The sequence below is a fragment of the Bacteroides sp. genome (genome assembly GCF_030151085.1).
GTDB lineage: Bacteria > Bacteroidota > Bacteroidia > Bacteroidales > Bacteroidaceae > Bacteroides.
In genome coordinates, this window is record NZ_JASLER010000002.1 from 39,294 (window position 1) to 65,394 (window position 26,101).

General features: G+C 37.6%; 18 protein-coding genes. 15 read left to right on the top strand and 3 right to left on the bottom strand.

Translation table 11 applies throughout. The features are described from left to right. Positions 1-28: 28 nt before the first annotated feature. Positions 29-994 carry a HAMP domain-containing sensor histidine kinase gene (locus Q1W14_RS00520; RefSeq protein WP_300698198.1) on the bottom strand — a complete coding sequence of 322 codons (966 nt, stop codon included), beginning with the start codon at positions 992-994 and terminating at the stop codon, positions 29-31. Next, positions 991-2,364, bottom strand: a complete 1,374-nt coding sequence (locus Q1W14_RS00525) for a sigma-54 dependent transcriptional regulator (RefSeq protein ID WP_300698200.1) — start codon at positions 2,362-2,364, stop codon at positions 991-993. Before Q1W14_RS00525 ends, Q1W14_RS00520 begins: the two co-directional genes overlap by 4 nt. A gap of 252 nt (positions 2,365-2,616) precedes the next feature. Between Q1W14_RS00525 and Q1W14_RS00530 the strand changes: the two genes are divergently transcribed. The 10 genes from Q1W14_RS00530 to Q1W14_RS00575 all read left to right on the top strand — a co-directional run bounded on the left by Q1W14_RS00530 (position 2,617) and on the right by Q1W14_RS00575 (position 18,995). Then, complete coding sequence (locus Q1W14_RS00530; RefSeq protein WP_300698279.1) at positions 2,617-4,068, top strand: TolC family protein; 1,452 nt, start codon at positions 2,617-2,619, stop codon at positions 4,066-4,068. A 316-nt stretch (positions 4,069-4,384) separates the two neighbouring features. Then, the gene (locus tag Q1W14_RS00535) at positions 4,385-5,635 is read left to right on the top strand and encodes an HlyD family efflux transporter periplasmic adaptor subunit (RefSeq protein WP_300698202.1); all 1,251 of its coding nucleotides are present in this window, start codon (positions 4,385-4,387) and stop codon (positions 5,633-5,635) included. A 42-nt stretch (positions 5,636-5,677) separates the two neighbouring features. Beyond that, positions 5,678-7,990, top strand: a complete 2,313-nt coding sequence (locus tag Q1W14_RS00540; protein ID WP_300698204.1) for an ABC transporter permease — start codon at positions 5,678-5,680, stop codon at positions 7,988-7,990. Between the two features lie 2 nt (positions 7,991-7,992). Next, the gene (locus Q1W14_RS00545; protein ID WP_300698205.1) at positions 7,993-10,365 is read left to right on the top strand and encodes an ABC transporter permease; all 2,373 of its coding nucleotides are present in this window, start codon (positions 7,993-7,995) and stop codon (positions 10,363-10,365) included. 16 nt (positions 10,366-10,381) lie between these two features. Continuing rightward, entirely contained in the window at positions 10,382-12,724 is a 2,343-nt protein-coding gene (locus Q1W14_RS00550) for an ABC transporter permease (RefSeq protein WP_300698207.1), read from the top strand. Positions 12,725-12,781: 57 nt separating this feature from the next. Continuing rightward, on the top strand, positions 12,782-15,139 hold the full coding sequence (locus Q1W14_RS00555; protein WP_300698208.1) for an ABC transporter permease: 2,358 nt from the start codon (positions 12,782-12,784) through the stop codon (positions 15,137-15,139). 39 nt (positions 15,140-15,178) lie between these two features. Further along, the gene (locus Q1W14_RS00560) at positions 15,179-15,853 is read left to right on the top strand and encodes an ABC transporter ATP-binding protein (protein ID WP_300698209.1); all 675 of its coding nucleotides are present in this window, start codon (positions 15,179-15,181) and stop codon (positions 15,851-15,853) included. Between the two features lie 166 nt (positions 15,854-16,019). Next, the gene (locus Q1W14_RS00565; RefSeq protein WP_300698210.1) at positions 16,020-16,310 is read left to right on the top strand and encodes a RyR domain-containing protein; all 291 of its coding nucleotides are present in this window, start codon (positions 16,020-16,022) and stop codon (positions 16,308-16,310) included. Positions 16,311-16,338: 28 nt separating this feature from the next. Continuing rightward, positions 16,339-16,983: a hypothetical protein gene (locus tag Q1W14_RS00570; RefSeq protein ID WP_300698211.1), complete on the top strand. Its 645-nt coding sequence runs from the start codon at positions 16,339-16,341 to the stop codon at positions 16,981-16,983. After that, positions 16,980-18,995: a hypothetical protein gene (locus Q1W14_RS00575; protein ID WP_300698213.1), complete on the top strand. Its 2,016-nt coding sequence runs from the start codon at positions 16,980-16,982 to the stop codon at positions 18,993-18,995. The genes Q1W14_RS00570 and Q1W14_RS00575 overlap by 4 nt, the downstream gene beginning before the upstream one ends. Before the next feature lie 5 nt (positions 18,996-19,000). Here the strand turns inward: Q1W14_RS00575 and Q1W14_RS00580 are convergent, their stop codons facing one another. Next, entirely contained in the window at positions 19,001-19,687 is a 687-nt protein-coding gene (locus tag Q1W14_RS00580; RefSeq protein WP_300698214.1) for a hypothetical protein, read from the bottom strand. A gap of 228 nt (positions 19,688-19,915) precedes the next feature. Here Q1W14_RS00580 and Q1W14_RS00585 point away from each other — a divergent pair, with 228 nt between their 5' ends. From Q1W14_RS00585 to Q1W14_RS00605, 5 genes are all read left to right on the top strand, one after another. Beyond that, positions 19,916-20,536, top strand: coding sequence for an NYN domain-containing protein (locus Q1W14_RS00585; protein WP_300698216.1), 621 nt, complete (start codon positions 19,916-19,918; stop codon positions 20,534-20,536). 11 nt (positions 20,537-20,547) lie between these two features. Then, complete coding sequence (locus tag Q1W14_RS00590; RefSeq protein WP_300698218.1) at positions 20,548-23,019, top strand: tetratricopeptide repeat protein; 2,472 nt, start codon at positions 20,548-20,550, stop codon at positions 23,017-23,019. A 1-nt stretch (position 23,020) separates the two neighbouring features. Beyond that, complete coding sequence (locus Q1W14_RS00595) at positions 23,021-24,097, top strand: hypothetical protein (protein WP_300698220.1); 1,077 nt, start codon at positions 23,021-23,023, stop codon at positions 24,095-24,097. A 4-nt stretch (positions 24,098-24,101) separates the two neighbouring features. After that, complete coding sequence (locus Q1W14_RS00600; protein ID WP_300698222.1) at positions 24,102-25,187, top strand: carboxypeptidase-like regulatory domain-containing protein; 1,086 nt, start codon at positions 24,102-24,104, stop codon at positions 25,185-25,187. A gap of 71 nt (positions 25,188-25,258) precedes the next feature. Beyond that, positions 25,259-26,065, top strand: a complete 807-nt coding sequence (locus tag Q1W14_RS00605) for a hypothetical protein (protein ID WP_300698224.1) — start codon at positions 25,259-25,261, stop codon at positions 26,063-26,065. The last annotated feature ends 36 nt before the right edge of the window (positions 26,066-26,101 follow it).

The following is a 26,101-nucleotide window of genomic DNA, read 5'->3' on the forward strand; positions in this document are numbered from 1 at the left end:
TTCAAGCATGGTCTTTGAAAGATTATCATCATCCAAATTGTAGAGTAAAACAACTACCTTGACCTACGATTGATTGTACAGTAATGTTTCCTCCATGGCGGTTCATGATTTGCTTGCATAAGCTTAACCCTATTCCCGAACCGGACGTTTTTGTCGTAAAGAACGGAACAAATATCTTATCCAAAACCTCCGGTAATATACCTTCCCCATTATCTTGAACAGTAATGAGACACTGCCACGACGCAGTCGGATTCATTTTCACTTCTATCAATGGATTTTGAACCTTACCACATGCTTCTTTGGCATTTTTAATCAGATTGATTAAGACTTGTTCTATCTGAGTCCGATCTATTTGCAGAGTTCTATTTGTTTGAGGTATTTCAATATGGATGTATTCTTCTGAAAACAGCTTTTGCAAGTCTTGCAATAATTCACGCACGGATACCGGACAACGAACAGGAGCAGGAAGGCGCGTCAGCTTACGGTAATTTTCTACAAACTCCAATAAACCTTTACTCCGTCGATGTATGGTCTGCATACCTTGACGCATAACCGGATAGTTCTTTTCCGTCATTTCGCGTTCACTCAATGTCTCCGATAAGGATATGATAGGAGTGATTGAATTCATGATTTCATGCGTCAATACACGGATCAGTTTCTGCCAAGCTTCCATCTCGTTGCGTTCTAATACACGAGTACGAAAATTCTTCATTGCTTCTGATAACTCATTTACCATGTCTTCCATGGAACGGTTGTGATAAGGAGAGCGAAAAGAAAGCATCATATCATCGTAACGCAGGCTCTCGGCAAGATGGCGCATCATACGTATTTGCATCATTTGCAAACGATATAAATGGATAGCAATGGCAAGTAAAATCAGAAAAGCCATTAATGAACTGAACCATAGCCCGGCATCTACCAATAAAAAGATTCCGACTGAAAACAAAGCAATACCAATAATATGCAGTGCTACAATGAATGAGTATCGTTTCATAATCCTAATTTTTCAAGTTTCCGATATAAAGCGAAGCGGGTAATACCGAGATATTCGGCAGCGCGTGTCACATTGCCTTCACTAAGACGCATAGCACGTTCCACGGCTTGCCGCTCCAACTGTTCGAGATTGAGCACTTCTTCTTCCTTTTTCTGACGGGGAGTGGAAGCTTGAAACATAAAGTTTTCAGGACGGAGTAGGGAACCGTCTCCCAATATTACCGCACGTTCCATGGTGTGTTGTAGCTCGCGTACATTACCGGGCCAGGCATATTTTAATAATTTATTTTTCGCTTCGCGCGTAAGTCCACGCATCTCTTTCTCATATTTACGAGCATAACGTTGTAGGAAATATTCTGCTAAAAGAATAATGTCATTACCGCGCTCCCTTAAAGGAGGAATATGTAATTCTATTGTATTGATGCGATATAGTAAGTCCTGACGAAAATCACCTTCTTCTACCAAATGACGAATATTTGCATTTGTGGCACAAATAAGGCGTACATCAATAGAGGTTGATTGCGTACTGCCCAAACGACTGATCTGACGTTTCTCTATAGCAGTAAGCAATTTAGCTTGCATAGGCAAGGAAAGATTGCCAATCTCATCCAAGAAAAGAGTACCACCAGTTGCGACTTCCATTCGTCCGGCTTTGGACTTACGAGCATCGGTAAAAGCACCTTTTTCATAGCCAAACAGTTCACTCTCGAATAGTTGTTCGGGAATGCTTCCAAGATCGATTGTAACAAATGGCTTTTCTTTACGCGGAGAGTTTCGGTAAAGCAAACGGGCAATTACATCTTTACCAGTACCATTTTCTCCTAATATGAGGATATTAGCATCTGTATCACGTAGTTTGTCAATAGTAGAGAAGACTTCCTGCATAGCGGCCGAGTCTCCGATAATCATCTCTTCGGAAGTACCGGCAACGGTACTACTCAATACCTCTACTTGTTCTTTGAGTAGATTGATCTCACAACGCGAACGTCGTAGTTTCATTCCTGACGAAAGTGTTGCCAATAGCTTCTCCTTCTCCCACGGTTTAGGAATAAAGTCTGTGGCACCGGCTTTAATAGCACGCACAGCTTTATCTGTGTCAGCGTATGCAGTCATGAAGATTACTACAGCTTGGGGATCAATATTCAAGATCTGTTTCAGACTGTCAAATCCTTCTTGACCACTGATAGCATCACGGCTGAAGTTCATGTCGAGCAGGATAATATCAGGCTGGAAGGTAGTCATGAAGTGCTCAATACGATCCGGAGTTACAGCTACCTTTACCTTCTCGGTGTAGGGTTCAAGGAGTAGATTAAGGGCGAAAAGAACATCCTCATTATCATCCACGATCAGTATTTTCCCTAATTGTTCCATTATATTGTTTTTTTTGAGTTTCTAAACTTTCGATTTACGTATATCCTATATTGTGTGCCCACAAAGATAAGTATAATATCCATGTGTTGTATGTGCTATATCACACGTTTTTTGTGCGAATTAGCACGTATTCTTTTATCAATCATTCATCATAACATACTATATAACAAATAATTATCGGTTTGGCACAAGATTTGAATATATTTAGTAAACAAATGAACTATGCATCGCAATATACTACTACTGATACTAATGGCTTATGGCATAACACTGACTGCCACCGCCCAGGAACATACTATAAAACTGACGTTAAATCAGACCATCGATCGTGCCCGCCAGCAATCGCCCGACGCACAGAGTGCCCGTCACAGTTTTCGGTCGGCCTATTGGAATTATAAGTATTACTGTGCCAATTATCTGCCGACACTCAAACTGACTTCCAATCCTTATTTGGATCGTGCCATCAACAAAGTAACACTGGGTGATGGTAGCGTGAAGTTTGTAGAGCAGAATCTACTCAGCACCGACTTGACATTGCGATTGACACAAAATATCCCCTGGACAGGAGGTACGCTTTTTGTAGAAACCGCCGCTCAACGCCTTGATCTATTCAGTAACGACACTTACTCTTGGCAGACTTCTCCCATTAATATCGGTTACAGCCAATCCCTCTTCGGCTACAATAGCCTGAAGTGGGATCGTCGCATTGAACCTATCCGTTATCGTGAAGCAAAAAAGACTCTTGTAGAGACGCTGGAACTCGTTGCCGCCAATGCCACCGAAAAATTCTTCAACCTGGCACGAGCGCAAAGCAACTACGAAATAGCCAATACCAATTATGCCAACGCAGACACCTTATATATATATGCCCAAGGAAGATACAACATCGGCACCATCTCCGAAAATGAGATGTTGCAACTCGAGCTCAACAAACTCACTGAAGAAACCAACCGCATGAACGCCCGCATCGAGATGGAAAACAGTATGCAAGAACTTCGCTCTTACCTCGGTATTCAGGAAGATGTCAACTTGCAGGCCGATGTCAATCAGCAGGTTCCCGAACTGAATATCGACTTGAACGCTGCCTTGCTACTTGCCAATGAGAATAGCCCGGAGATACAGAACATGCTTCGCCGCAAGCTCGAAAGCGAGAGTGCCGTTGCCCAAGCCCGTGCCAATGCAGGTCTAAAAGCTGATATTTACCTTCGCTTCGGTTTGACGCAGACTGCCGAGAAATTCAAGGAAGCTTATCGCAATCCGCTCGACCAGCAATATGTAAGCTTAGGCGTCACACTCCCCATCCTGGATTGGGGACGTGGTAAAGGACAGGTACGTGTAGCCCGTTCCAATCGCGACTTGGTATATACACAGGTTGAACAGGATAAGACCGATTTCGACTTGAATGTTCGTAAACTCGTCAAGCAATTCAATCTACAAGCACAGCGGGTCAGCATCGCCGCACGCACTGATGAGACAGCTCAACGGCGTGCCGAAGTAGCCCGGAAACTCTATCTTCTTGGAAAATCATCGGTGCTCGACCTCAATGCCTCGATCACCGAAAAAGATACAGCCCGCCGAAACTATATACTCACGCTCTACAATTTTTGGAGTTTGTATTATACCCTGCGGAGCCTCACGCTTTACGATTTTGAAAAAGATGCTCCACTGACGGAGAATTTAGAAGCAATAGTTTTCTCGACATAAAGCAGGAGAGTTTCTAGTCGGATAATAGTCTTTGTCAAATAACGAAATATAATCTGTTTTATTTACAAAATGAGATTTTGACAACCTGTTTCTGATTATTTCAAAAAAACGGCTCTACAGATACTTGTAGAGGGGCTATTTTTTTTAGTAAATTCTCGTCAAGTTTTTACTAAAAATCTGTCGGAGATTTAGTAAAAATCCAATGAAGATTTAGTAAAACTCCATTCGGGTTTTAGTAAGAGTAGGAAAAGCACTTGAAAAACGCTCTAAAACAGCATAAAAATACGCAACAAATAATGATTAAAGAACAGATATTATGGATATAAAACTTGAAAAGAAACCCTGGTACTTCCGTTACCGTTATTACCTGATAGGAGGCGTTGTATTCCTTGCTTTCCTTATCTACGTTATTATCTTGTCCTTCGGTCCCAGCAAACTGCGCATCGAGCAAGATAACATTCAGATAGCCGAAGTGAAGGACGGCAAGTTCATGGAATATGTAGATGTGGAAGGACTTATTCAACCAATACTCACCATCAAAGTCAATGTCCGCGAAGCCGGAAGCGTAGAGCATATTATAGGCGATGAGGGAAGTCTGCTCGAGAAAGGTGATACCATTCTTGTATTAGAGAATCCTGACCTGCTGCGCAGCATTGACGACCAACGTGACGACTGGGAGAAACAACTCATCACCTATCGTGAAAAAGAAATCGAAATGGAGCAGCAAAGCCTGACCCTGCAACAACAAGCCCTCGAAACCAATTACGAATTAGACCGCCTTCGCAAGAGTTTCGACCTCGACCGGGAAGAGTTTCGCATGGGTATCAAGAGTAAAGCCCAATTGGGTGTGTCGGAAGACGAATACAACTATAAGGTAAAGAATGCCCGCCTGCAACGCGAAAGCCTGCGCCATGATTCGGCAGTATCTATCATTCGCAAAGACCTTATTCGCAACGATCGCGAACGTGAGCGCAAGAAGTACGAGCGTGCTTGCGAACGATTGGACAATCTAGTTGTGAAAGCTCCTGTATCAGGGCAACTCAGTTTTGTGAAAGTAACCCCGGGACAACAAGTTGCATCAGGCGAAAGTATTGCCGAAATCAAAGTACTAGACCAGTATAAGATACACACCTCTCTCAGCGAATACTACATTGACCGCATTACTACCGGATTGCCGGCAACCGTAAATTATCAAGGTAAGAAATATCCGCTGCGCATCACAAAAGTAGTACCCGAAGTTAAAGATCGTACTTTCGATGTAGACCTTGTCTTTACAGGAGAAATGCCCGATAATGTGCGGGTAGGTAAGAGTTTTCGTGTGCAGATAGAACTCGGTCAACCGGAGCAGGCACTCGTCATTCCTCGTGGAAACTTCTACCAAAACACGGGCGGCCAATGGATCTATAAACTGAATGCTTCGAAGAGCAAAGCGATCCGTGTACCGCTTAGCATCGGACGTCAGAACCCGCAACAATACGAAATTACCGACGGTTTGCAGCCCGGAGATTGGGTAATTACCACAGGATATGATACCTTTGGCGAAGCAGAAGAACTTATTTTGAAATAGGATCACTGACAATTAAAACATAATAAACAGATTAATAAAACGATGATAAAGCATTATTTCAAATTAGCATTACGCAATCTGCTCAAATACAAAATGCAAAGTATTATAAGCATTATTGGCTTAGCAGTAGGTTTTACTTGTTTTGCCCTTGCTAACTTGTGGATTCATTATGAAGTATCCTATGACAGTAACCCTAAAGGAGCAGACCGACTTTACATACTTTACCAAAACGATCCTTACCATGATAGCGGATATAGCCCTTATATGCCTTATCCATTATCAACACTGCTCGTTAATGAATTTCCAGAAGTAGAGGCAGCTTGCGCATATTCCAGATGGAAGGGTATAGAACTACAGGTAGAGGGTCAACCTATTTTTGAATCTCATGAAATGATAGCAGATTCTTGTATGATGAATATGTTCGGGATAACTATATCATCAGGAAATATAGATTTCATGTATTCGGACGAACAAATCGCATTAACAGAAGAAACAGCTTTGCGCATATTTGGAACAAAAGATGTTTTAGGAAAGGAAATCAAGGTCGATGGTGAGAAGAAGATGATTGGTGCCACCTTAAAGGATTTAAAGCATAGTAATCTGTCATTCGACTTTTGGGGACATGGTAAGTATATTCGCGAATGGCAGAATGAATGGAGCGCAGGTTCTTTCTATATCATTATTCAATTGCACAAAGGAGTAGACCCTATCGCTTTTCAAAAAAAATTAGCTTCTGAAAAGCAAAATACAGATTCCTCAAGTACTGTAAGTTTTGAAGGAATACAGTTAATGCCCTTGAATCAGTATCGCAATTCATCATTGAATGAGGAAATTCCTATCAGATTCAACTATTTGATTCTTTTCTCAGTGTCCGGCGGATTAGTTATTCTTTGTTCCTTATTCAATTATTTATCCCTATTTGTTACACGTATGCGAATGCGCAATCGTGAAACTGAACTTAGAAAAGTATGTGGATCGACAAGAAGCGGCCTTCTCATATTATTTGCTACCGAATACTTAATGTTAATTCTCATAGCCGGTGCAGTTGGAATGGCACTGGTAGAAATCGTACTTCCTGTTTTTAGAAAGATGTCGGAAGTATCAGGCAATATTTACTTGGAATCACTGATTTTCTTTGTAGGAGTAGTATTTATCTCAATTCTCTTCTTACTACCTTTTATACTAAAACGCACCTATAAAAGTAGTAATAACAAGAATGAATTTCGAAAAGTCAGTATCATCTTTCAGCTAATCATCAGTATCCTTTTCATGTTTTGCATGAGTGTAATCATGAAACAGATCTTCTTTCTTAAAGACACAGATTTAGGTTGGGATAGAAAGAATATAGCCGTTTTCCCTTTGCTTTATCCAACTGATCATTTCGATGAAATTGCTGATAAAGTAGAACAAATGTCATGTACTCGTGAAGTATTAAAACAACATTTAGGACTATTGCCCAAAGGAGGTTGTTTGAATCTGTATATTAATGAGTGGGAAGGAAAACCTGATTCCATTAAAGATATAAACATGATGGCTATACCCGAAGGAGAGAAACTTGCCAAATTCTATAATCTGAAGCTACTAAAAGGAGAAATGGTAAAAGAGGAAGATAGAAAGAAAGTGATGATTAACGAATCTGCCGCAAGAGCTTTAGGATTAAAAGAACCTGTAGGTGAAAAGATCTATTGGGGAGATGAACAAAAATCAGAACTTACCATCGTGGGATTGCTGAAAGATTTTCATACATCTCCACCGACCATTCCTGTGAGCCCCATACTATTAATCGGAGAAAATGGTACAAAAGCTTCATTTTGGGGAAAGAAACAAATTCTGATAAAATACCATGAAGGACAATGGAGTGAGTTAAAAACAAAAATCGAGAATATGTTCTTGCAAGAATATCCTGATGTAAGATATAAGTTAGTAAATGTAGAAGATGAATATAATCAATATCTGAAATCAGAAGACACTTTGTTAAAATTACTCAGTTTCATATCCTTCGTATGTGTTTTGATTGCCATATTCGGAATCTTTTCATTGGTAACACTCAGTTGCGAACAACGACGTAAAGAAATCGCAGTACGAAAAGTAAATGGAGCAAACATAAAAGATATACTAGTCATGTTTGGGAAAGAATACATACTTTTATTGGTTATTGCATCTGTTATTGCATTTCCAGTAGGATATGTCTTAATGAAGCAATGGCTACAAAGTTATATTGAACAAACAGTCATCAGCGCATGGATTTATATTGCCATCTTTGTAGGAATTGCATTTATCATTACCATTTGCATTAGTTGGCGGGTATGGCAAGCAGCTCGACAAAACCCGGCAAAAACCATTAAAACTGAATAGATATGAAAACACTAAAATACGCCATTCGTTTTTTGGTACGTTCTAAATCATATACCATTATCAATCTGCTGGGATTGGCTTTCAGTCTGGCTTGCTGTATCATATTATTAAGATATATCCACCGGGAATTGACTGTAGACACGCATTGTATTGACCGGGAGCAAGTATATGGTGTGAAGGGTATGATGGAGGGAAACCAAATCCTTGGCTTGGCTGAAAACAGTAGACGTGACAGTAGTTTTATTGATGAAAGAAGCGTATTAATACGTTCGCGTGTCACTCTGTTTGAGAATGACCATGTAACTTATCAATCTCATCGTTATACTATTCATGCCATGGTGGCGGATAGTGCCTATTTCCAACTATTCCCTTACCATGTAGTACAAGGCACAAATTCTCTTTCAGCTCCAGAATCGGTGTTAGTGATGGAAGACTTCGCTAGAAAAGTATTCGGTAAAGAAAATCCGGTTGGAAAAATACTACGCTTCTCCAATGGAAAAGACATACGAATAGAGGGTGTACTTGCCAAACCAAGCAATAAGCGAACATTCAATTTTGACATCATCCTGTCTTCTCATCTTTCAGATAGTTGGGATCGTACGCCACTGGAGTTTATCCGTTTTACTTCCCAGAGTGCCGTAGAAAAAGTAAACAAGACTGGTAGTTATTCACGGTTAGTCAATCCTAACACCCCTGACTCACGGACATATACTTTTTCGCTGATTCCGGTAAAAGAAATGTACTGGAACCAGTCATTGATGTATCAAACGGGACTGAATATGCTAGTCAGTGGCAACCTTGCCCAGCTTTATATTCTAAGTTGCATGTGTTTTTTGATTTTCTTTGCAGGTGTTATCAACTTTGTAAACCTATACATGGTATCGGCTGCCAAACGAAGCAGAGTCTATATCCTTCGAAAGATATTCGGTGCAAATGCACAAACCTTGTTTATGCAAATATTTTTAGAGAATTTCTTATTGATAGCTAGTGCCATGTTCTTGGCTTGGGTTATTATGGAGATAATGCAGACGCCTATACAGCACTTGTTGGGTAGTGAACTTGTATACTCTCCATTTGACTTGATTGTATCTATTTCACTATTACTGATACTTCCGCTTTGCATTTCGGGGTATGCTTTCAAGAAATGTCACAAATCTATGCTGGCTATCTCTATCAGGTCAACCGGAAATGATAACCGTTCCATCCGCTCACGCATGATTTTCCTTTTTGTGCAGTATGTAGTGACTTTTATATTAGTATCGCTTTCTTTGTATTTCAGCAAACAACTCTTCTTTATGTTGAATACTGACCCCGGATTCCGTACAGAAGATATCATTCAAGCAAGTTTAATCTATGAATCAAAAGATTATTCAATCTACGACGAAGAAAATATTCGACAACGAAAAGAAAATATAGCAGAGATAGACCGCTTAATGAACAGTTGTCCCGATATTCAATTGTGGACAACAAGTCTCTATTCTATTTTAGGATTTGATTATAAATCAAGTTATTTGAATGCCGAAGGAGAAAGCGTGCAACTCAATACGTGCTATGTTAACTCTGACTTCTTTAAAATATTCAATATACCAATGGTAGAAGGTAGTTTGCCAAAGACGGGACCAGACTCTCACCAAGAGTGTATTGTGGTCAATAATGCTGCCCTGAAAGTATTGGGTTATACTACTTGTCAAGGCGCCACAATACTAAGCACGCTAATGAAACACTACAATCCTGACGCACAAGCACAACCGATAAATGCTGTATCTGCCGATTATTACGATGGTCACATCAGTATCGGCATTCGTCCTACGGTGTATATGATAATGTCTGGATTGGGAGGCGACTATTATCAGATAGCTTGTCGCCCCGGCAAAACGCAAGCAGTACTTACCTTTTTAAAAAATATTCAAAAGAAAGTCTATGGCACAGAAGATTTCAAATATAAGTTATTGAAAGACGAAGTGGCAGATTTATATAAGATTGACAAACAGATAGCATCAGTCTATGTACTGTTTGCCTTTATCGCCATACTGATAATTTGCTTAGGTCTATTCGGTATTTCTTTGTTCGACATTCGCCAACGTTATCGTGAGATTGCTATCCGCAAGGTGAATGGGGCAGGGGTGCGTGAACTCTATATGCTGTTATTCCGTAAATATGTATTTGTATTAGCAACTGCCTTTGTAGTAGCCATTCCTTTGTCTTCTTATTGTATCTATTTATATACACAAGATTTTGTAATGAAAGCCTCCGTAGGAATAAGTATTTATTTAATCTCTTTATGCATAGTCGCATTTGTTTCATTAGGAACATTGTTATGGCAAATACGCAAGGCAGCAAATATTAACCCTGCAACAATCATGAAAACAGAATAATTTAATTAATAGGCTTATGTTACAACACTACTTTAAAATATCATTTCGCAATCTGCTGAAATATAAAATGCAGAACGCAATTTCTATTATCGGGCTGGCAGTAGGGTTTACCTGTTTCGTGTTAGCTACTTTATGGCTTCGGTATGAAATGACTTATGACAGTTTTCACAAAGAAGCGGATAATATTTTTTTAGTGCGTGCCCAAAGTACTTATTATGTCAATGGGATTAGTAACTATACACCCTATCCATTGAGCCCTTACTTGAAGAATACTTATCCTGAAATAGATAAAGCAAGCAATGCTCGTATTTCAAAAGGATTTCTGAAATTGGAAGATACTAACCGAATAGCCTCTGTTTTAGGCGTAGACAGCGCTTATATACAGATGTTTCAGATTCAGATAAAGGAAGGAAATATGAACTTTATCGAAGACGAAAAAGGTGAAATAGCAATTACCGAGAGTTTAGCATGTGAACTATTTGAAGAACAATCTCCCCTGAATAAGGTGCTGAATGTTAATAATAAAGATTATAAGATTTGCGCTGTTGTGAGTGGATGGTCAGGTCACTCTAATATGCCTTATGATATCCTTACGCCACTTGATGTGTCACGCACAAGGTGGGGAAGTACTCTGCATAGCTTTATACAGGTTTCTTCACAAACAGACAAGAATGTGTTCGTAAAGAAACTCAGTAAAATAAAACTCACTGATATTAATTCGGAAAGTAACTTGGGTAATTTGATACTCACTCCACTAAAAGCTATACGTTATTCAGACTTTCATCAGAACAATGATTTGGTGATGTCGTTCAACAATATTCTCTATTTTTGTATAACAGGTGGACTGATTATCCTTTGCTCTTTGTTCAACTACTTTTCTCTGTTTATCAGCAACCTCCGCATGAGAGTCAGAGAAATGGCACTACGAAAAGTTTGCGGCTCAAGTAATCATTCGTTATTGGGCTTGTTTTCTGTTGAAATCATACTATTGCTACTTATCGCCATGTTTCTGGGTATGATATTGATTGAACTTGTAAGCAATAGTTTCTTAAAATTCTCAGAGATTGAGATTAGCAAGGCTGAATTGTATTTCAAATCGATCTTATACTTGGGTGGCGTCATTGCATTGACATTCATTATAGCACAAGTAATCGTTTCTTATTCCCGTAGGAAAAATCTTGCAGCAAGCATTCAGGGTAGATATAAAATAAAAAAGGGTTCTCAAAATATGTATCAGAAGGCGGGACTTGCGTTTCAGTTAACTATCAGCATCTTGTTCATGTTCTCAACAATAGTGATTTTGAAACAGTTGCATTTTATAAAAAATGCCGATGCCAATATGGAACGGCATAACATTGGCAGTGTAGCCTTATGGATGGCCGGAGACATTAATGCATGGACTAACAAAATAGCCGCATTGCCAATGATAACAGAAGCTTTGCCCCCACAGTATTTTCCATTAATACCAACTGGTCCTATGATGTATATGGATATTAACACCTGGGAAGGCAAAGATAAAGCATCCGATAATATCAGTATAGGGCTTGTTTTGGCCAAAGAACCTTTCTTTAAATTCTATGATATAGAATTGCTTGAAGGAGAATTTGTGAATGAAAAAAGTACTGCTGCGGATATCGTTATTAATGAGTCTACAGCAAAAGCATTCGGATGGAAGAATCCTGTTGGCAAACAGATTGAAATAAATGCAGAGATGAAATTCAATGTCATAGGGGTTGTGAAAGACCTTCATTATGTACCACCCACGGCAAAAACACCTCTCATTGGATTCATTCTGACTGATAAACAAAAGCACTTATGGTTTCGGGCAAGTATTTTGTTCAAATTCAAAGAAGGGACTTGGAATGAGTGCAAAGCAGCGATTGAAGCCATACACAAGGAGGACTTTCCCACTGCCGGTCTGCGACTATTCAATGAAGAAGAGGAGTACAATAAATACCTCAAATCAGAAAATGCTCTCTTAAAGATGTTAGGAGTTGGAACGATTGTTTGTATCTTGATATCCGCTTTCGGAATATTCTCACAAATCACCTTATCATGTGAGAAACGGAGAAAAGAGATCGCTATTCGTAAAGTCAATGGAGCCAGAGTAAAAGATATTCTGCTCATGTTCATTAAAGAATATTTCTTAATATTGAGTATCGCCGCTCTGATATCTTTCCCCATAGGATATTTCTTAATGAAGCAGTGGCTACAAAGCTATATCGAACAAACTACCATCAGCTTTTGGATCTATACTGCTATTTTTGCGGGGATCGCTTTCATTATTACCCTTTGCATTGGTTGGCGTGTGTGGCAGGCTGCACGGCAGAATCCGGCAGAAGTAATAAAAAGCGAATGATACAATTTAAATTGAACTTATAAAAGTTGACTAATAACATCCTAAATTACAAAGAATATGACTGTACTTGCAACCCTAAAAATAATTATCCGCAGCTGGTGGAGAAACAAGGTTTTCTTCATAATCTCAGTAGTGAGTCTGGCGATAGGATTGGCATGCACCAATTTACTTTTTACTTATTTTGTACATGATTATAACATTGAAAGTGGAAATCAGGATAAAGAACGTATCTTCTGCTTGCGTCAGGATAACCCGCTGCAAGAGGGAAGAAAAGTGGATTATGTTACTGGTGAAATCCCCCCTATGTTGAAAGAAAAGTATGTAGAAGTCGAAGACTTTTTACGTATTAGTTCTCTTGAACCTTTATATTGTAAAGAAGGGGAGAATATCTTTCATGATATTACTTTTATATGTGTTGACAGTACGTTACCTCATTTTTTCCAATATCAGACTATTATTGGAAGCTTGGAACAAGTATTGAAACAACCTGGCAAGATAGCACTTAGTGAAACCTTTGCGCATAAAGTTTTTGGAGATAATGATCCTTTAGGAAAGATTTTTGAGATAAAAACGACGACCAATACCAAGAATTACGAAGTAGCAGCCATATTGAAAGTACGGTCACAATCGCTACTTCAGTTCGACATGATTACCGGGACTGACGAGAACTTTTTCGGCGGGACAACCTTCTTAAAGTTATCAGCAAATACTTCACCCGAACAGTTTGCACGGAAAATAAATCAGGATAAAGTACCTACATTAGTACCGGGAAAATCGCAATATTACGCTGACCCTTTATCTACTATCTATTTTGTAACGCCCGAAAGCGATTCTCAACAATCTATACCCTATATCAACCAAAGCAATGTTCAACTATTGTACATTGGTCTGGCAGCCGCCTTACTTGTGTTACTCATTGCATGCTGTAACTACACCAATATGAGTCTGAGTCGCATATTACAACAATTAAAAATGATACACGTTGAGAAATTGATGGGCAGCGGACTGAAAAACATTCGCATACAACTATTCGGTGATGCATTTCTCACCGTACTACTCGCATTCAGTTTGTCCTTGCTTATTATCAGCGACTGCCTTTCTTTCTTCAACGAATTATTGGCATCACGTCTGAACTTCCATTTCTTCTTCAGCCTTCAAATGCTTCCTTTACTCTTATTATTCGCACTTATTATGGCCATTGTACCTGCTTGGTATATCAGCTATAAACTTTCGCGTCTCTCGTTCAGCGAATATAAAACTCTCTATGGAGGACGGAAAAAGCAACGTTTCATTGGGCTGTTAGTTATTCTTCAATTCATCATCTCTATAGGATTGATATTTGCCACTCTCATTGCCAATGGACAAATTGACCTCATAAAAGAAAAAGCCAACTGCTACGAAAATAGAATAGAAATAGGAAGCATGTTTTCTCCTCCTCTTGCAACATTGAAAAGTGAACTAAAGAAAAATGTGCCGGGAATTGAATCCATTGCTCTCTCTGCTGGTCCAATATTGAGTGCTTGGGTACGCGAACTTTCTATCAGACAACCTGACGGTACGGAAAAGAAATCTTTTCTGCTTATGTTATTCAGTGATGCAGATTTGATTAAAACATTAGATATCCAGCAGACTTCAGGAAACACTCCGGAACAAATTCAAAAGGAGTATTCTCATCCGGTATTAGTCAACGAAAGCTATGTACGAAATCTTGTTCCGGCAGGTGTCAATCCTATCGGCAAATATATAAAAGAGTTTGATCAGTTTGCAGATACTTTATCCATTATTGGTGGTGTTGTAAAAGATTTCCCGACAAGCTCATTAGAAAGTGAAGTAACTCCCACAATTATTAATATCCCTACAGCAGAAAAAATGCCTAACGCTAATTATCTGCATATTAAATTGAATCCTGATACCCGGGAGGAAGCCATCAAAAAAATAACTCAAACCTGGGAGCGAATGAATGAAGGGGAAGCTTTTCAGTATACCGATTTACACCAACAGTTTATGAAGATGAATCAGAAGACCCTTTCTTTTGCCAGAATTCTTATCGGATATTCTCTCATCGGACTTCTACTGACATGCTTCGGTCTTTTTGGAATCTCTTGGTATGCCACCCGCCAACGCATTCGTGAAATCAGTATTCGCAAGATACATGGTGCAACACCCTGGCAAATCATTTGGTTACTCAATAAACCTTTCTGTTGGCAAGTTATCATTGCTTACATACTTGGCATTCCTGTGGTCTATTGGTTAATGCTGCATTGGCGGGAACAATTTGCCTACCAAGCATCTTTGTCTATCGCAGACTTCTTGCTACCATTAGCCATTGTTTGGGGAATATCTGCTGTAACAGTTTGTTTGCAAGGTTATCTACTGAACCAAACAAATCCAATTGATTCTATTAAAACCGAATAATATATCTATCTATTTATAAACCATAAAAATTAAAACATTATGATTAAAACTGTAAACTTACAGAAGATTTTCAAAACTGAAGAAGTGCAAACTTTAGCTTTGAATAATGTTAGCATCGAAGTGAAAGATGGAGAATTTGTAGCTATAATGGGACCGTCAGGTTGCGGAAAGTCTACATTGCTCAATATCCTTGGACTACTTGACAATCCTTCGGAAGGGGAGTATTATTTGAATGAAAAGGAAGTGTCAAAATATACTGAGGCACAACGCACTAGTCTGCGTAAAGGTGTAATAGGCTTTGTCTTCCAAAGTTTTAATTTGATTGACGAGCTAAATGTATACGAAAACATTGAACTTCCTCTGCTGTATATGGGTATTCCCGCTGCAGAACGCAAGCGCCGTGTAGAAGCAGCTATGGAACGCATGGCCATCATGCATCGCAGCAAACACTTTCCACAACAACTATCTGGAGGTCAGCAACAACGTGTAGCCATTGCTCGTGCAGTTGTCTCTAATCCTAAATTGATACTTGCCGATGAGCCCACTGGTAATCTGGACTCTAAAAATGGAAAAGAGGTAATGGAATTATTAAGCGAACTCAATAAAGAAGGTACGACTATCGTTATGGTAACGCACTCTCAACATGACGCTGGGTTTGCAGGACGCATTATCAATTTATTCGATGGTCAAGTGATTACGGAAGCAAACTTATAATAACGAAGAAGTAATTCACTTCTTCACCACATAAAGAGTTTGTCACGGTTTTCTGTGACAAACTCTTTTTTCATATAACAGAAACTGAATTTAGATAACAAAATCTTTGCCTGTCTCATTTCTATTTATTAATATTGCTTCCGATAATATAAATCAAAAAAACATTATGAAACAAGAATATACTCCGTCTCCTCTGAATACTACAGATATATCACTACCTGAAAGTTTAGCAAATCTAACTGAAGCTATGGCTCGTAACGTTCATGAAGTTTGGGCCTCCGGACGAGTAAGAGAAGGATGGAAATATGGTCCGACAAGAAATGATGAGATGAAGACACATCCCTGTTTAGTGTCCTATGAAGATTTGCCTGATTCTGAACGCGAATACGACCGACAGACTGCAATACAGACACTAAAACTTATCATGAAGTTAGGTTATAAAATTACCAAGGATTAAATATATAAACAAAAAGATACTTAAAGCTATGAATGAAGAACTCGCGGACTCAACAGGTTTAACACCAACACCTGGTAATAAAAAGCAGGAAAAGCAAGATAAAGATAATGGTAAAGCAAATAAAAAAGGCTCTACAAAAAGTGAATATCTTCCAATTTTTGAATCATGGAAATGGGCAATTCCTATACTAATTGGTCTGTTTTTAATAGTAGGTATTTACATGGTGTACTTTACAACCCAAAACTTCTCATTATACTATCCTACTAGTGGAAGACTATATTTAATGACTCTGCATTCTGTTATTGCTGTAGTTGTCTTTATTTGCCTATGTGTTGCTATCTTAAAATTGATAGCTATATATGCCAAGAATATGGAAAGAGAGAGAGAGATTTTAGCAAATTTATACTTAGAAGAGCAACAACGGCTTATTGTTAGGCTTGATAAGGCAAAAGATGCAGAAAAAAATGAAAAAGATGAGTTGAAAGACGCTCGGAATACTATCAAGAACTTGAAAGAAACAGAAGAAGCCCAAAAAGACTTAATTGAGAAGCTTCAAAATATGAATGAAAGAGAATATGAAAAAACAGCCCTCATAAAGTTTCAGAAAGAGAAAATAGAGTATCTTGAGAAAATCAATAAACAATTACTTGAAAAAGATATCATTATCAAATGAATCTCATAACCCGACTATTTACACTTCATTTCGACCGTTCTTTTTCAGGGAAAGGTTGGAAACAGCTAGCATGGCTTTTTGGAGTTATTGTAACGGTCTTTGTTACAATTTATTTCATCAGTTTTATATATCATTTTCCAGATCCATCTGAAATAAAACCTTTAGAGCAGCAGGGTGATGTGCCAATGGGACGTTTACTCCAATTGATCTGTTTATTTATTGATCCCGGAAATATTACAGAGGTTCCACCTGCACTACGTTGGTTTTCTTTATTAGTAGTATTATTAGGGCTCATCCTGTTCTGTGGTCTGCTTATTTCGGTCATTTCTAATATGTTAGAACGTAGGGTAGAACGTTTCCGTGAAGGAGATATTGTTTATCCGCTACGTAATCATATTGTGGTTATCGGTTTTGATGACATGGTACCTACACTTGTTCAGCAAATCTGTGATTATGCCCAATACGAGAAATGCCACATATTAATTCAAAGTTCATTGCCGGCACAAGATATTCGCAGCAAAATTCATACAGAACTGGATGCCAAGAACGAAAAAAGAATAGTGGTATTGCATGCTCAACGTAACTCAACAGAAGAGCTAGAGAAACTTTATACTACTAAAGCACGTGAAGTATTCATTATTGGAGAAAGAGATGAACATGACCACGATTCCCTTAATATCGATTGCCTTAAAAAAATAGTGGATATACATAAGAAGTGTAAGAATTGTCCGCTCATTCCATTCACTGTACTCTTTGAAAATCAAACAACTTTTGCTGCTTTCCAACTTACCGACTTATCCGCAGAATGGAGAAAATACATTGAATTCCATCCATTCAATTTCTATGAGGGTTGGGCAAAGAAGATACTCGTCAATAGAGAATACGGTAAAGGAGAAGACTTGATTAAATATTTGCCACTCGATCATGAAGCGGTTACTTACGAAAGTAACAAATATGTTCATTTGGTGATTATTGGTATGAGCCGTATGGGAGTAGCCCTCGGAGTGGAAGCTGCCCATCTACTTCATTTCCCTAATTTCTGTAGAGATAATAGTAAAAAGAGCGTTATCACTTTCATAGATGAAATTGCAGATGAAGAAATGAACTTTTTCTGCGGACGCTACCGGCACTATTTTGAAATAGCTTCTACATGCTATTATGATATGAGTAGTGATGAAGTCAGAAAAAAAGTAATTCCTCCAAGTCGCTTTAGTGGGAAAGATGCTGACTTCCTGGACGTACAATTCGAGTTTATAAAAGGCCGGGCAGAAAACCCTATTATTCAAAATAGAATTAAGGAGTGGGTTCACAATCCGAATGAAATCCTAACTATTGCAGTATGCCTCAATTATCCCCCTCAAAGCATGGCTATGGGGTTATATCTTCCGGACGATGTTTATGACAACAACATTCCGGTACTTGTTCGTCAGGAAACTTCCAGTGCTTTACTTAATATGCTTAATAGTAAAAAGAAAGACGACGAAATACACAAATACTCTCATATTTTTCCTTTTGGAATGCTTGACAACTGTTACGATTTAGATAAACAAAGTCAGCGTAAAGGCCAGATTATTCATTACGTGTATAACTTTTATGATACTTATGGCAGTGTTCCTCAAGCTTGTCCAAATGATGTGGAATTAAAGAAAATGTGGAATACGCGTCCGGTTTCCCACCAATGGTCTAATTTATACAGTGCCTTTTCTATCGGCCCCAAGCTTCGTTCCTTGCAAATCACAAGTAACCATATACAGTTAACTGATGATCAAATAGCACTTTTGTCGGAAGTGGAACATAATCGTTGGAATATGGAAAAACTACTACTCGGCTATCGCAAACCTACTGCTGAAGAAGAAGTTATCATCAACAGTAGTAAAGCGAAGAAAAAGGAGTATAAAGAAAAACGCTTTGTGCATCCAGATATCCGTCCATACGATGAATTGTCAGAAGGATCGAAGAATTATGACAAATGTATTACAGCAGGAATACCGCTGGTCGTAAAGTGCGATTAAGTCTTTCACTTCATTCGCGCTGCAATAGCCAACAATACACCTAGCACCACACCCAAAATAGCAGCAAACAACACTCGCATTTCTCCAGGCAGGAGGAATGTGATGGTGTGCGCCGGATACCAGAAGAAAGGAATCGTTTTCTTGAATACAAAGTTCCATTGTGCATCCCAGTTCAAATGTGTAATGATACGTGTCATTGGAATAGGAGTGATAAGACTGCGAAGAGAACCGCCGCAATCTAAAATATGTGTATCAGTAATCTTATGAAATGTCATGAATACAGGTGCAAATATCGTATTCATAGCAACTGAAATAGCGAAAGCTATCCAAACTTTATCTGCACTAAATACTCCATTTATAATATTTGCAGCATCAGCCATACCCATATATGCCATGAACTGTGGCACACCTTTGGAGAAGATTATCATAGCGGCATTGATTCCTAAACCTAAAAGTCCCCAAACCACTGCACGAGGAAGTATACCGAAGCCTTTTCGATTATAGACTCCCGCACTAATGCGAAGTCCTAGCACTTCACCCATCGTAGCAAGAATTCCAAACTTAATGAAGCTCATTACCATTCCATGTGCTGCATTAAAAGATTTGTACCAGTCGTAAATTGTATCACTTAAAAAGAATGGTAAGAAAATTACCACTAATACCAGAGTAAAGATAAAATCTTGCTTTTTCATACGAAAGTCATGTTTTTCATAAATTACGTGGCAAACATACTAATTATTTTCTAAATCGAAAGCATATTGGCAAATAAATAGATAAAATCGTAATAATATCAATCGGCTGAATACTTGTAACGGAAAACCGTGACACTTTATTATATTCAAACAAAATGTTACATCTTTTCTTGTGATATTAAGTTTTAATGCTTAATATTGTTGTCAATAAACATAATTAATTCAACTATGAACGACACATACAAGTCAATAGGTCTCTTTATTGATGGTGGTTATTTTGCTAAAATCAACGAAGTTTTAGAGGAACATTTTTCTTTAAATATTAATGTGACTGCTTTTATGAACTTCATTCGCCAGCAAGTCAGTTTATTGAGCAAGTCTCCTGTTGCAGATTGCCATATTATAGAAAGCCATTATTTTCGTGGACGTTATCGGGTAAACGATGCCAATAACAAGCATCTTCTATTCAGTGAACGTAAATTTGAAGATTCCCTCATCGAGAATGATGTTATCTTCCATTATAAACATTTGCGTGAAGTCCAAAGAGAAGGTGAAATCACCGTTATTGAAAAAGGTATAGATGTATCGTTTGCTCTCGAAGCATACGAACTTTCCATAATTCGCAAATTTGATTATGTAGTATTAATTACCGGTGATGCAGACCACGAAATGCTGATTCGAAAATTAAAGTCATTGAAGATATATACAATCCTACTAACGTGGGATGTGTCGGATGATAAATCTACTTCTACTGCAAAATTGCTGAAAGATGAAGCATGCACTCATTTGGAGCTAAGTAATTTGATAACGAAGGAAAAAGATTTATTGAAGAAATTATGTGTAAATTGAACATCAATGGCATGAAAAACGTACTTCTATTTTTATTTATATCACTTTTTACCCTTTATAGCCATGGACAAGCTACTCAAAAAGGGAAAGTTACTTTATTCAATTCGGGTAAACAGCCATTGTCCGGAACAGAAATTCTTGTTATTGGAGCTCCTGCTTCTGATACGGATGCTAATGGTAATTTTGTATTGACTCTTCCCAAAGCTTCTCCGGGGCAAGCATTGGTAGTTACCAGTATTTACAAAAAAGGGTATGAATTGGTTAATGATCAAATGCTATATTCATGGATTATTTCAGAGAAGCGACCAATGAATATAGTAATGGCACCTGTCGGAACCATAAATGAAAGTAAAGAGAAATTTTATGATGTTGGTCTGAAACAAGCCAATATGAGGTTAAATCAACAACAAGAAAAACTGAACTCTTTGTATCGTGCAGGGAAGATGACTCTTGAACAAAGAGAGGAGAAACTGACTTCGTTAAAAATGGAAATAGCTTCTCAAAAGAAAGCATTTGAACAATGTGCTGACTATTTTGCCCGTATTAATCCTGATGAAATTACAAAATTAGAGAAACAGGTACTAAATTATGTAAAGCGGGGAAATATAGAACAAGCTATTACGATATATCGTCAGTCACAACTGTTAGAACAAGCCATTAAACAACTGAACATTTCAATCAAAGAATCTGAAACAGTAGAAAATTACATTTCCATTCTTTATAGGTATGCTAATATTTGTATGTTAGCAGGAGATGAAAAAAACAGAAAAAAGGCGGAAGATATTTATAAAAAAATAGCAGAAGATAATCCGGATAATTATACGTATGTGAATGCTTATGCCAGCTTTCTGCTAAATACTGCATCCAAGGATGTATACTTGTGGTGTGAAAAAGCAGTAAAGTTAGTGAGTAGTGATGCCGAGCTTGTGCAGGCTTTGTTTTTTCTTGTTTGTGCTTATGGAGGACAATCACTATTAGTAGAAAACAAAACGTTAATGCAAAAAAGTTACGATCGCTTTTCTGAGTGTATTGAAGATCCGAATTTGCAAATAGCGCCGATAATACGTGAGGTTTACTTTTTAGGAAGATGTACTATACTTCCAATGCTGCTCTATGGAGCTGGTGATTATGAAGCAGCGATAAAAGAAAGTAAGAGAGCATTGGAAAGTATAAAGTCATATGAAAAACAGTATGGAAGTGATCAAACAGTTTCTAAAGAAAGTATATATAGCAATATATCACTTTGTTATGATGCAATGAAAAATTGGGATTTAGCTTTGAAATATAATGATGCATATTATGAATCACTTTTATCACGAACCACGAATGAGGAAGATAGGCGTGTGATTCTCTTTGAATATAAAACTCGTATGGCGGAATACGCTTGGTGGAAAGATAAAGATATTAATAAGACAATTTCTAATGCGTGGGAAGCATTAGAAATTGGCAAGAATATAAAAAAAGTAAATTATAAAACTGCAGGAAACTTTTGCTCGATATATCATATATTAGGAGCAAGTGAGCAAAAGAAAGGAAATAACGAACAAGCTTTGACATTTTTTTTAAAAGGGAATGAAAAAGAGCAATCTTTAGTTCAGACTCAATTATATGGCATTTACAATTATCCATCGATTATCGCTATTCATTATATCCGCCAAAAACAATATGAAGAAGCTGCTTCATGGAATAGAAAAGCTATGGAAATTGCTAATTATATGGAGAATTGTAATATTGAAACGGGTGCTTCTAGCATAGCTATGGCATATTATACCAAAGGAGCGCTTGCCATGCTTGAAAAAGATACTGTGACTGCTAAGACTTGTTATGAGAAAGTCGCCAACCTCTTCACTCTTTATCCGAACCATCATATAGGAATGGAAAGTATATATAGCTATGTTTTTAATAAGTTGTCCGGCATATATTATGAAGAACATAATTTAGTTCAGGCACTACAAGTTTCTCGAGAAGCACAAGTGCTTAGTTTACAAAAAATGGAAGAATTTCCACAAGATATAGAAAAAAAGTTCCAGCATGCTTACAATTGCAGTTATAGCGGAAGTATAGGGTTGGAATTAAAGCAAAGTGTAGAAGCCATTAAAAACTTAAAAGAAGCTGCTAGGGAATTTAAAATCCTTGTGAGTTATGATGAGCAAGTATATTTATTGTATTTTCTGCTTAACGAATTAAATTTATCTTCTGCTTATTACATGAATAAGAATTTGAAACAGGCAGAAGAAGTCTTGAAAAACGTGAGTGCTTTAGCATTTGATGCAGCTGAAAAATATTCTAATGATTATACTCCGATTATTTTTATAACACAACTATATAAAGGGGTATTGTATGAGAAGACCGGACGTACCCAACAAGGAGGACTCATTGTAAGAAAAGCGTTAGAAGACTTGAAAGCCTATTCTGATAATCCGATGGTAACATCTATGATAGGATATTATCAAGCTGGTGAATTTTATAGAGAGAAAAATTAGCATGAGAAAGATGGATATCTTGTTGAGACTGTGTCGTATTCTTTTCGTAGCTTTTTTATATGCTACGCAAGCATCCGGACAAGTTATGCAAAATGGAGTGGTTACCGAAATTAGTTCCGGTGGCAAACCTATTGCCGGAGTATCTATTATCATAACCAATGCTCCGCCTACTGATAGTGATACTAATGGGCATTTTTGTTTGAATTTCCGAGATGCTTTCCCCGGAGATGTACTGATGGTGCATGAGATTTATAAAAAAGGATATGAGCTTGTGAATAAGAACGAAATCAACACTTGGGCACTTTCGGAAAAGCATACATTGAGCATTGTTTTAGCCCGTTCGGGATATATTGAGGATGCCAAACGGAAGTATTATCGGATTGGTGTGACTGCGTACCAAAAGAAATATCAAAGTATCCTTGATAATTTAATCAAGGAAAAGGCAGCCCAACAATTGTCAGAGCAATTGTACCAGCAGAAAGTAGATTCTCTCAATAGTAAATTACAAGAATACTGTTTGAAACTGAATGCGTATGCCGATAAGTTTGCAAGAATTAATCGGGATAAACTGGATGATATAGAAAAAAGAGCCCTCATATTGGTTGATGAAGGAAAAATAGAAGAAGCGATTCGCGTTTATGAAGAAATGCAACTTCTTCAAAAGATGGATGAACACGGAGAAATACGAAATAATGCAATGCAAAATTTGGTAATCATGGAAAAAAACTTGTTTAAAGAATTGCAGCTATTGAAAGAAGTCAATGATAAAGGCGAATATAACAATAGGATAGATTCCATTTATCATGTATTAACCGCATCTTTTCCCAAAAACTTGTCTTACAAATATAGCTATGCAGAATGGTTACTGAACTATAAGCAATATAATGAAGCACTAAATGTTTATAATTCATTACTGAGCGTTTTGACTATTTCCGGAGATACCGTTGAGCTCAATGTATTGGCAGCACATATAGAAAGGCTGCAACAAAATCCTCAATTAATAAATTCGTTCAAAGTCAAGTCGTTGGAAGCGAGAATAAAGAGTGCACAACGTATTGTAAAATATAAAACATACTAAATACATGAAAGTAGTAAAAGTTTTTATAGGTTCATCAGCTGAACTTGATGAGGATAAGACCCGTTTCGATCTATACTTTTCTGAAAAGAACAAGCTATACAGAAAACGTTATATTGATTTTGATCAACGTACTTGGAAAGATTTTGTCAGCACTTTAACCCACACCGGACGTTTACAAGATCGTTATAATGAATATATTAATCAATGTGATATTGCCGTATTCCTATTTCATAGCAAAATGGGACAATATACGTTGGAAGAGTTGCAGAAGGCGCAAGAATGTTTTCAACGTTCAGGAAAGAAACCGCGTATCTTTATTTACTTCAAAGAAACCGAAAATCAAGATGCGGAAATGGGCATATTTAAAAGAACATGCGAAAAAGAATTAGGACATTTTTGTGATGTGTATTCTTCCTATGAAGATTTGTTGATGAAGTTTGACAAACAACTGCAATTGCTTGAAAATGAAAGATTCATCCAATCAGACCCGATAGATCTTCCACGCATTGTTCGTTTTGTTTCACTATATGTTCTACTGCCACTGATAGTTGTGATATTGGGATATTTAACTTTTTACTATTTTACTCCTAATACAGTCACCATCCGTGTTCAGGAAGTATCTCCAACTCCACTTGCTTTTGAAGGAGCAGATATTAGTTTACAGTATGCTGATAAAAATGAAATGCAACATTTAGAAGCTTTGGGAAGAGAGCTGATTTATAAAGAAGTTCATTCTCGTTATATGGGTAAAATTGCAAAAATATTATTTTCCTCTCCCGGTTTTCAATCAATTGATACAACTTTAGTATTGAGTGGAAATATAGTACTTCCAATTCATCGGGATAATACATTTGGACATGTGTTTGGAATGGTGAAAGATGAAAATAATGTACCTGTAGAGAGAGCTTGTGTTGCCATAGGTGAACTTAGTGCGATAACTAATGAAAATGGATATTTTAGTATTGATATTCCTGCTCATTTACAAAGTGTGGAGCAGAGAATTGTAGTGACTAAAAAAGGATATGAACTATGGGATTTTACAGGACCTGTATCTAATAAAATAGAATGGAAAATTATTTTAAGGCAGTAATTTAATAAGCAGTGGAAGCAGAATTTATAAATCTCATCCTCCAGTTTTACCAACTATAAATCCCCAATTCAATGGAAGAAGAAATACAAAAAAGCATAGAAGAGCTAGTAGACAATATAGCCTTACTGATGGCAGACAGCAAAAGTATAAAACACGAGCAACCCCAACAAGCAGAAAAACTGATGCAGAATGCCTTAAAGTTAGCATTGAAAGGATACAAACTTGATAAATTGCGTTTTGAAATCGAACTCGTCGACATCTATTGCTGCTTGGGGGATCATTATCGCCGTAGTGAAGGGGGGAGTTTAGACAAAGCTATGGAATATTATAAGAAAGTCATTTATTACTGCGAACATTCTGAAAGTATAAAAGACGAAGAATTAGCAAGCGATTATATCAGCCTCGCCGCCGATTTGATTTTTGGATTTGCAAACATATTCTTTCTGGCAGAACGTTATAAGGAAGCCATACCTCTTTTCTCCAAAGCACTTGTCTTCCAAAAACAAATGCTTAAGTTCGAAAAGATGAAATATCAGGAATTCATAGCCAAAACTTTCTACAAAATAGGGTATAGTTATTGGCATACAGGAGAAATAAGAGATAAAAAATTAGCTGAACGAGCACTTTTGGCACATATTGAGGCTTATGAATATCTATATGAAAAAGATAAATCCGAACGTCTTTTAGAACTTTATGCCATGTCTCACCATAACATCGGGATATTTTACAAAGAGGGACAATCCTGGGACAACGCAATAAAATCAATCGAACAAGCGCATTCTCTATTCAAGGAATTACAAAAGACGGACGAAACAGCCATTACAGTGTTAGAATTTGAAGAAAAGTTATTGAAAGAAATAAAAGAGAAAATAAAATAACCCTCATTCATTTACTCCCAAAACAAAGTTTTACAT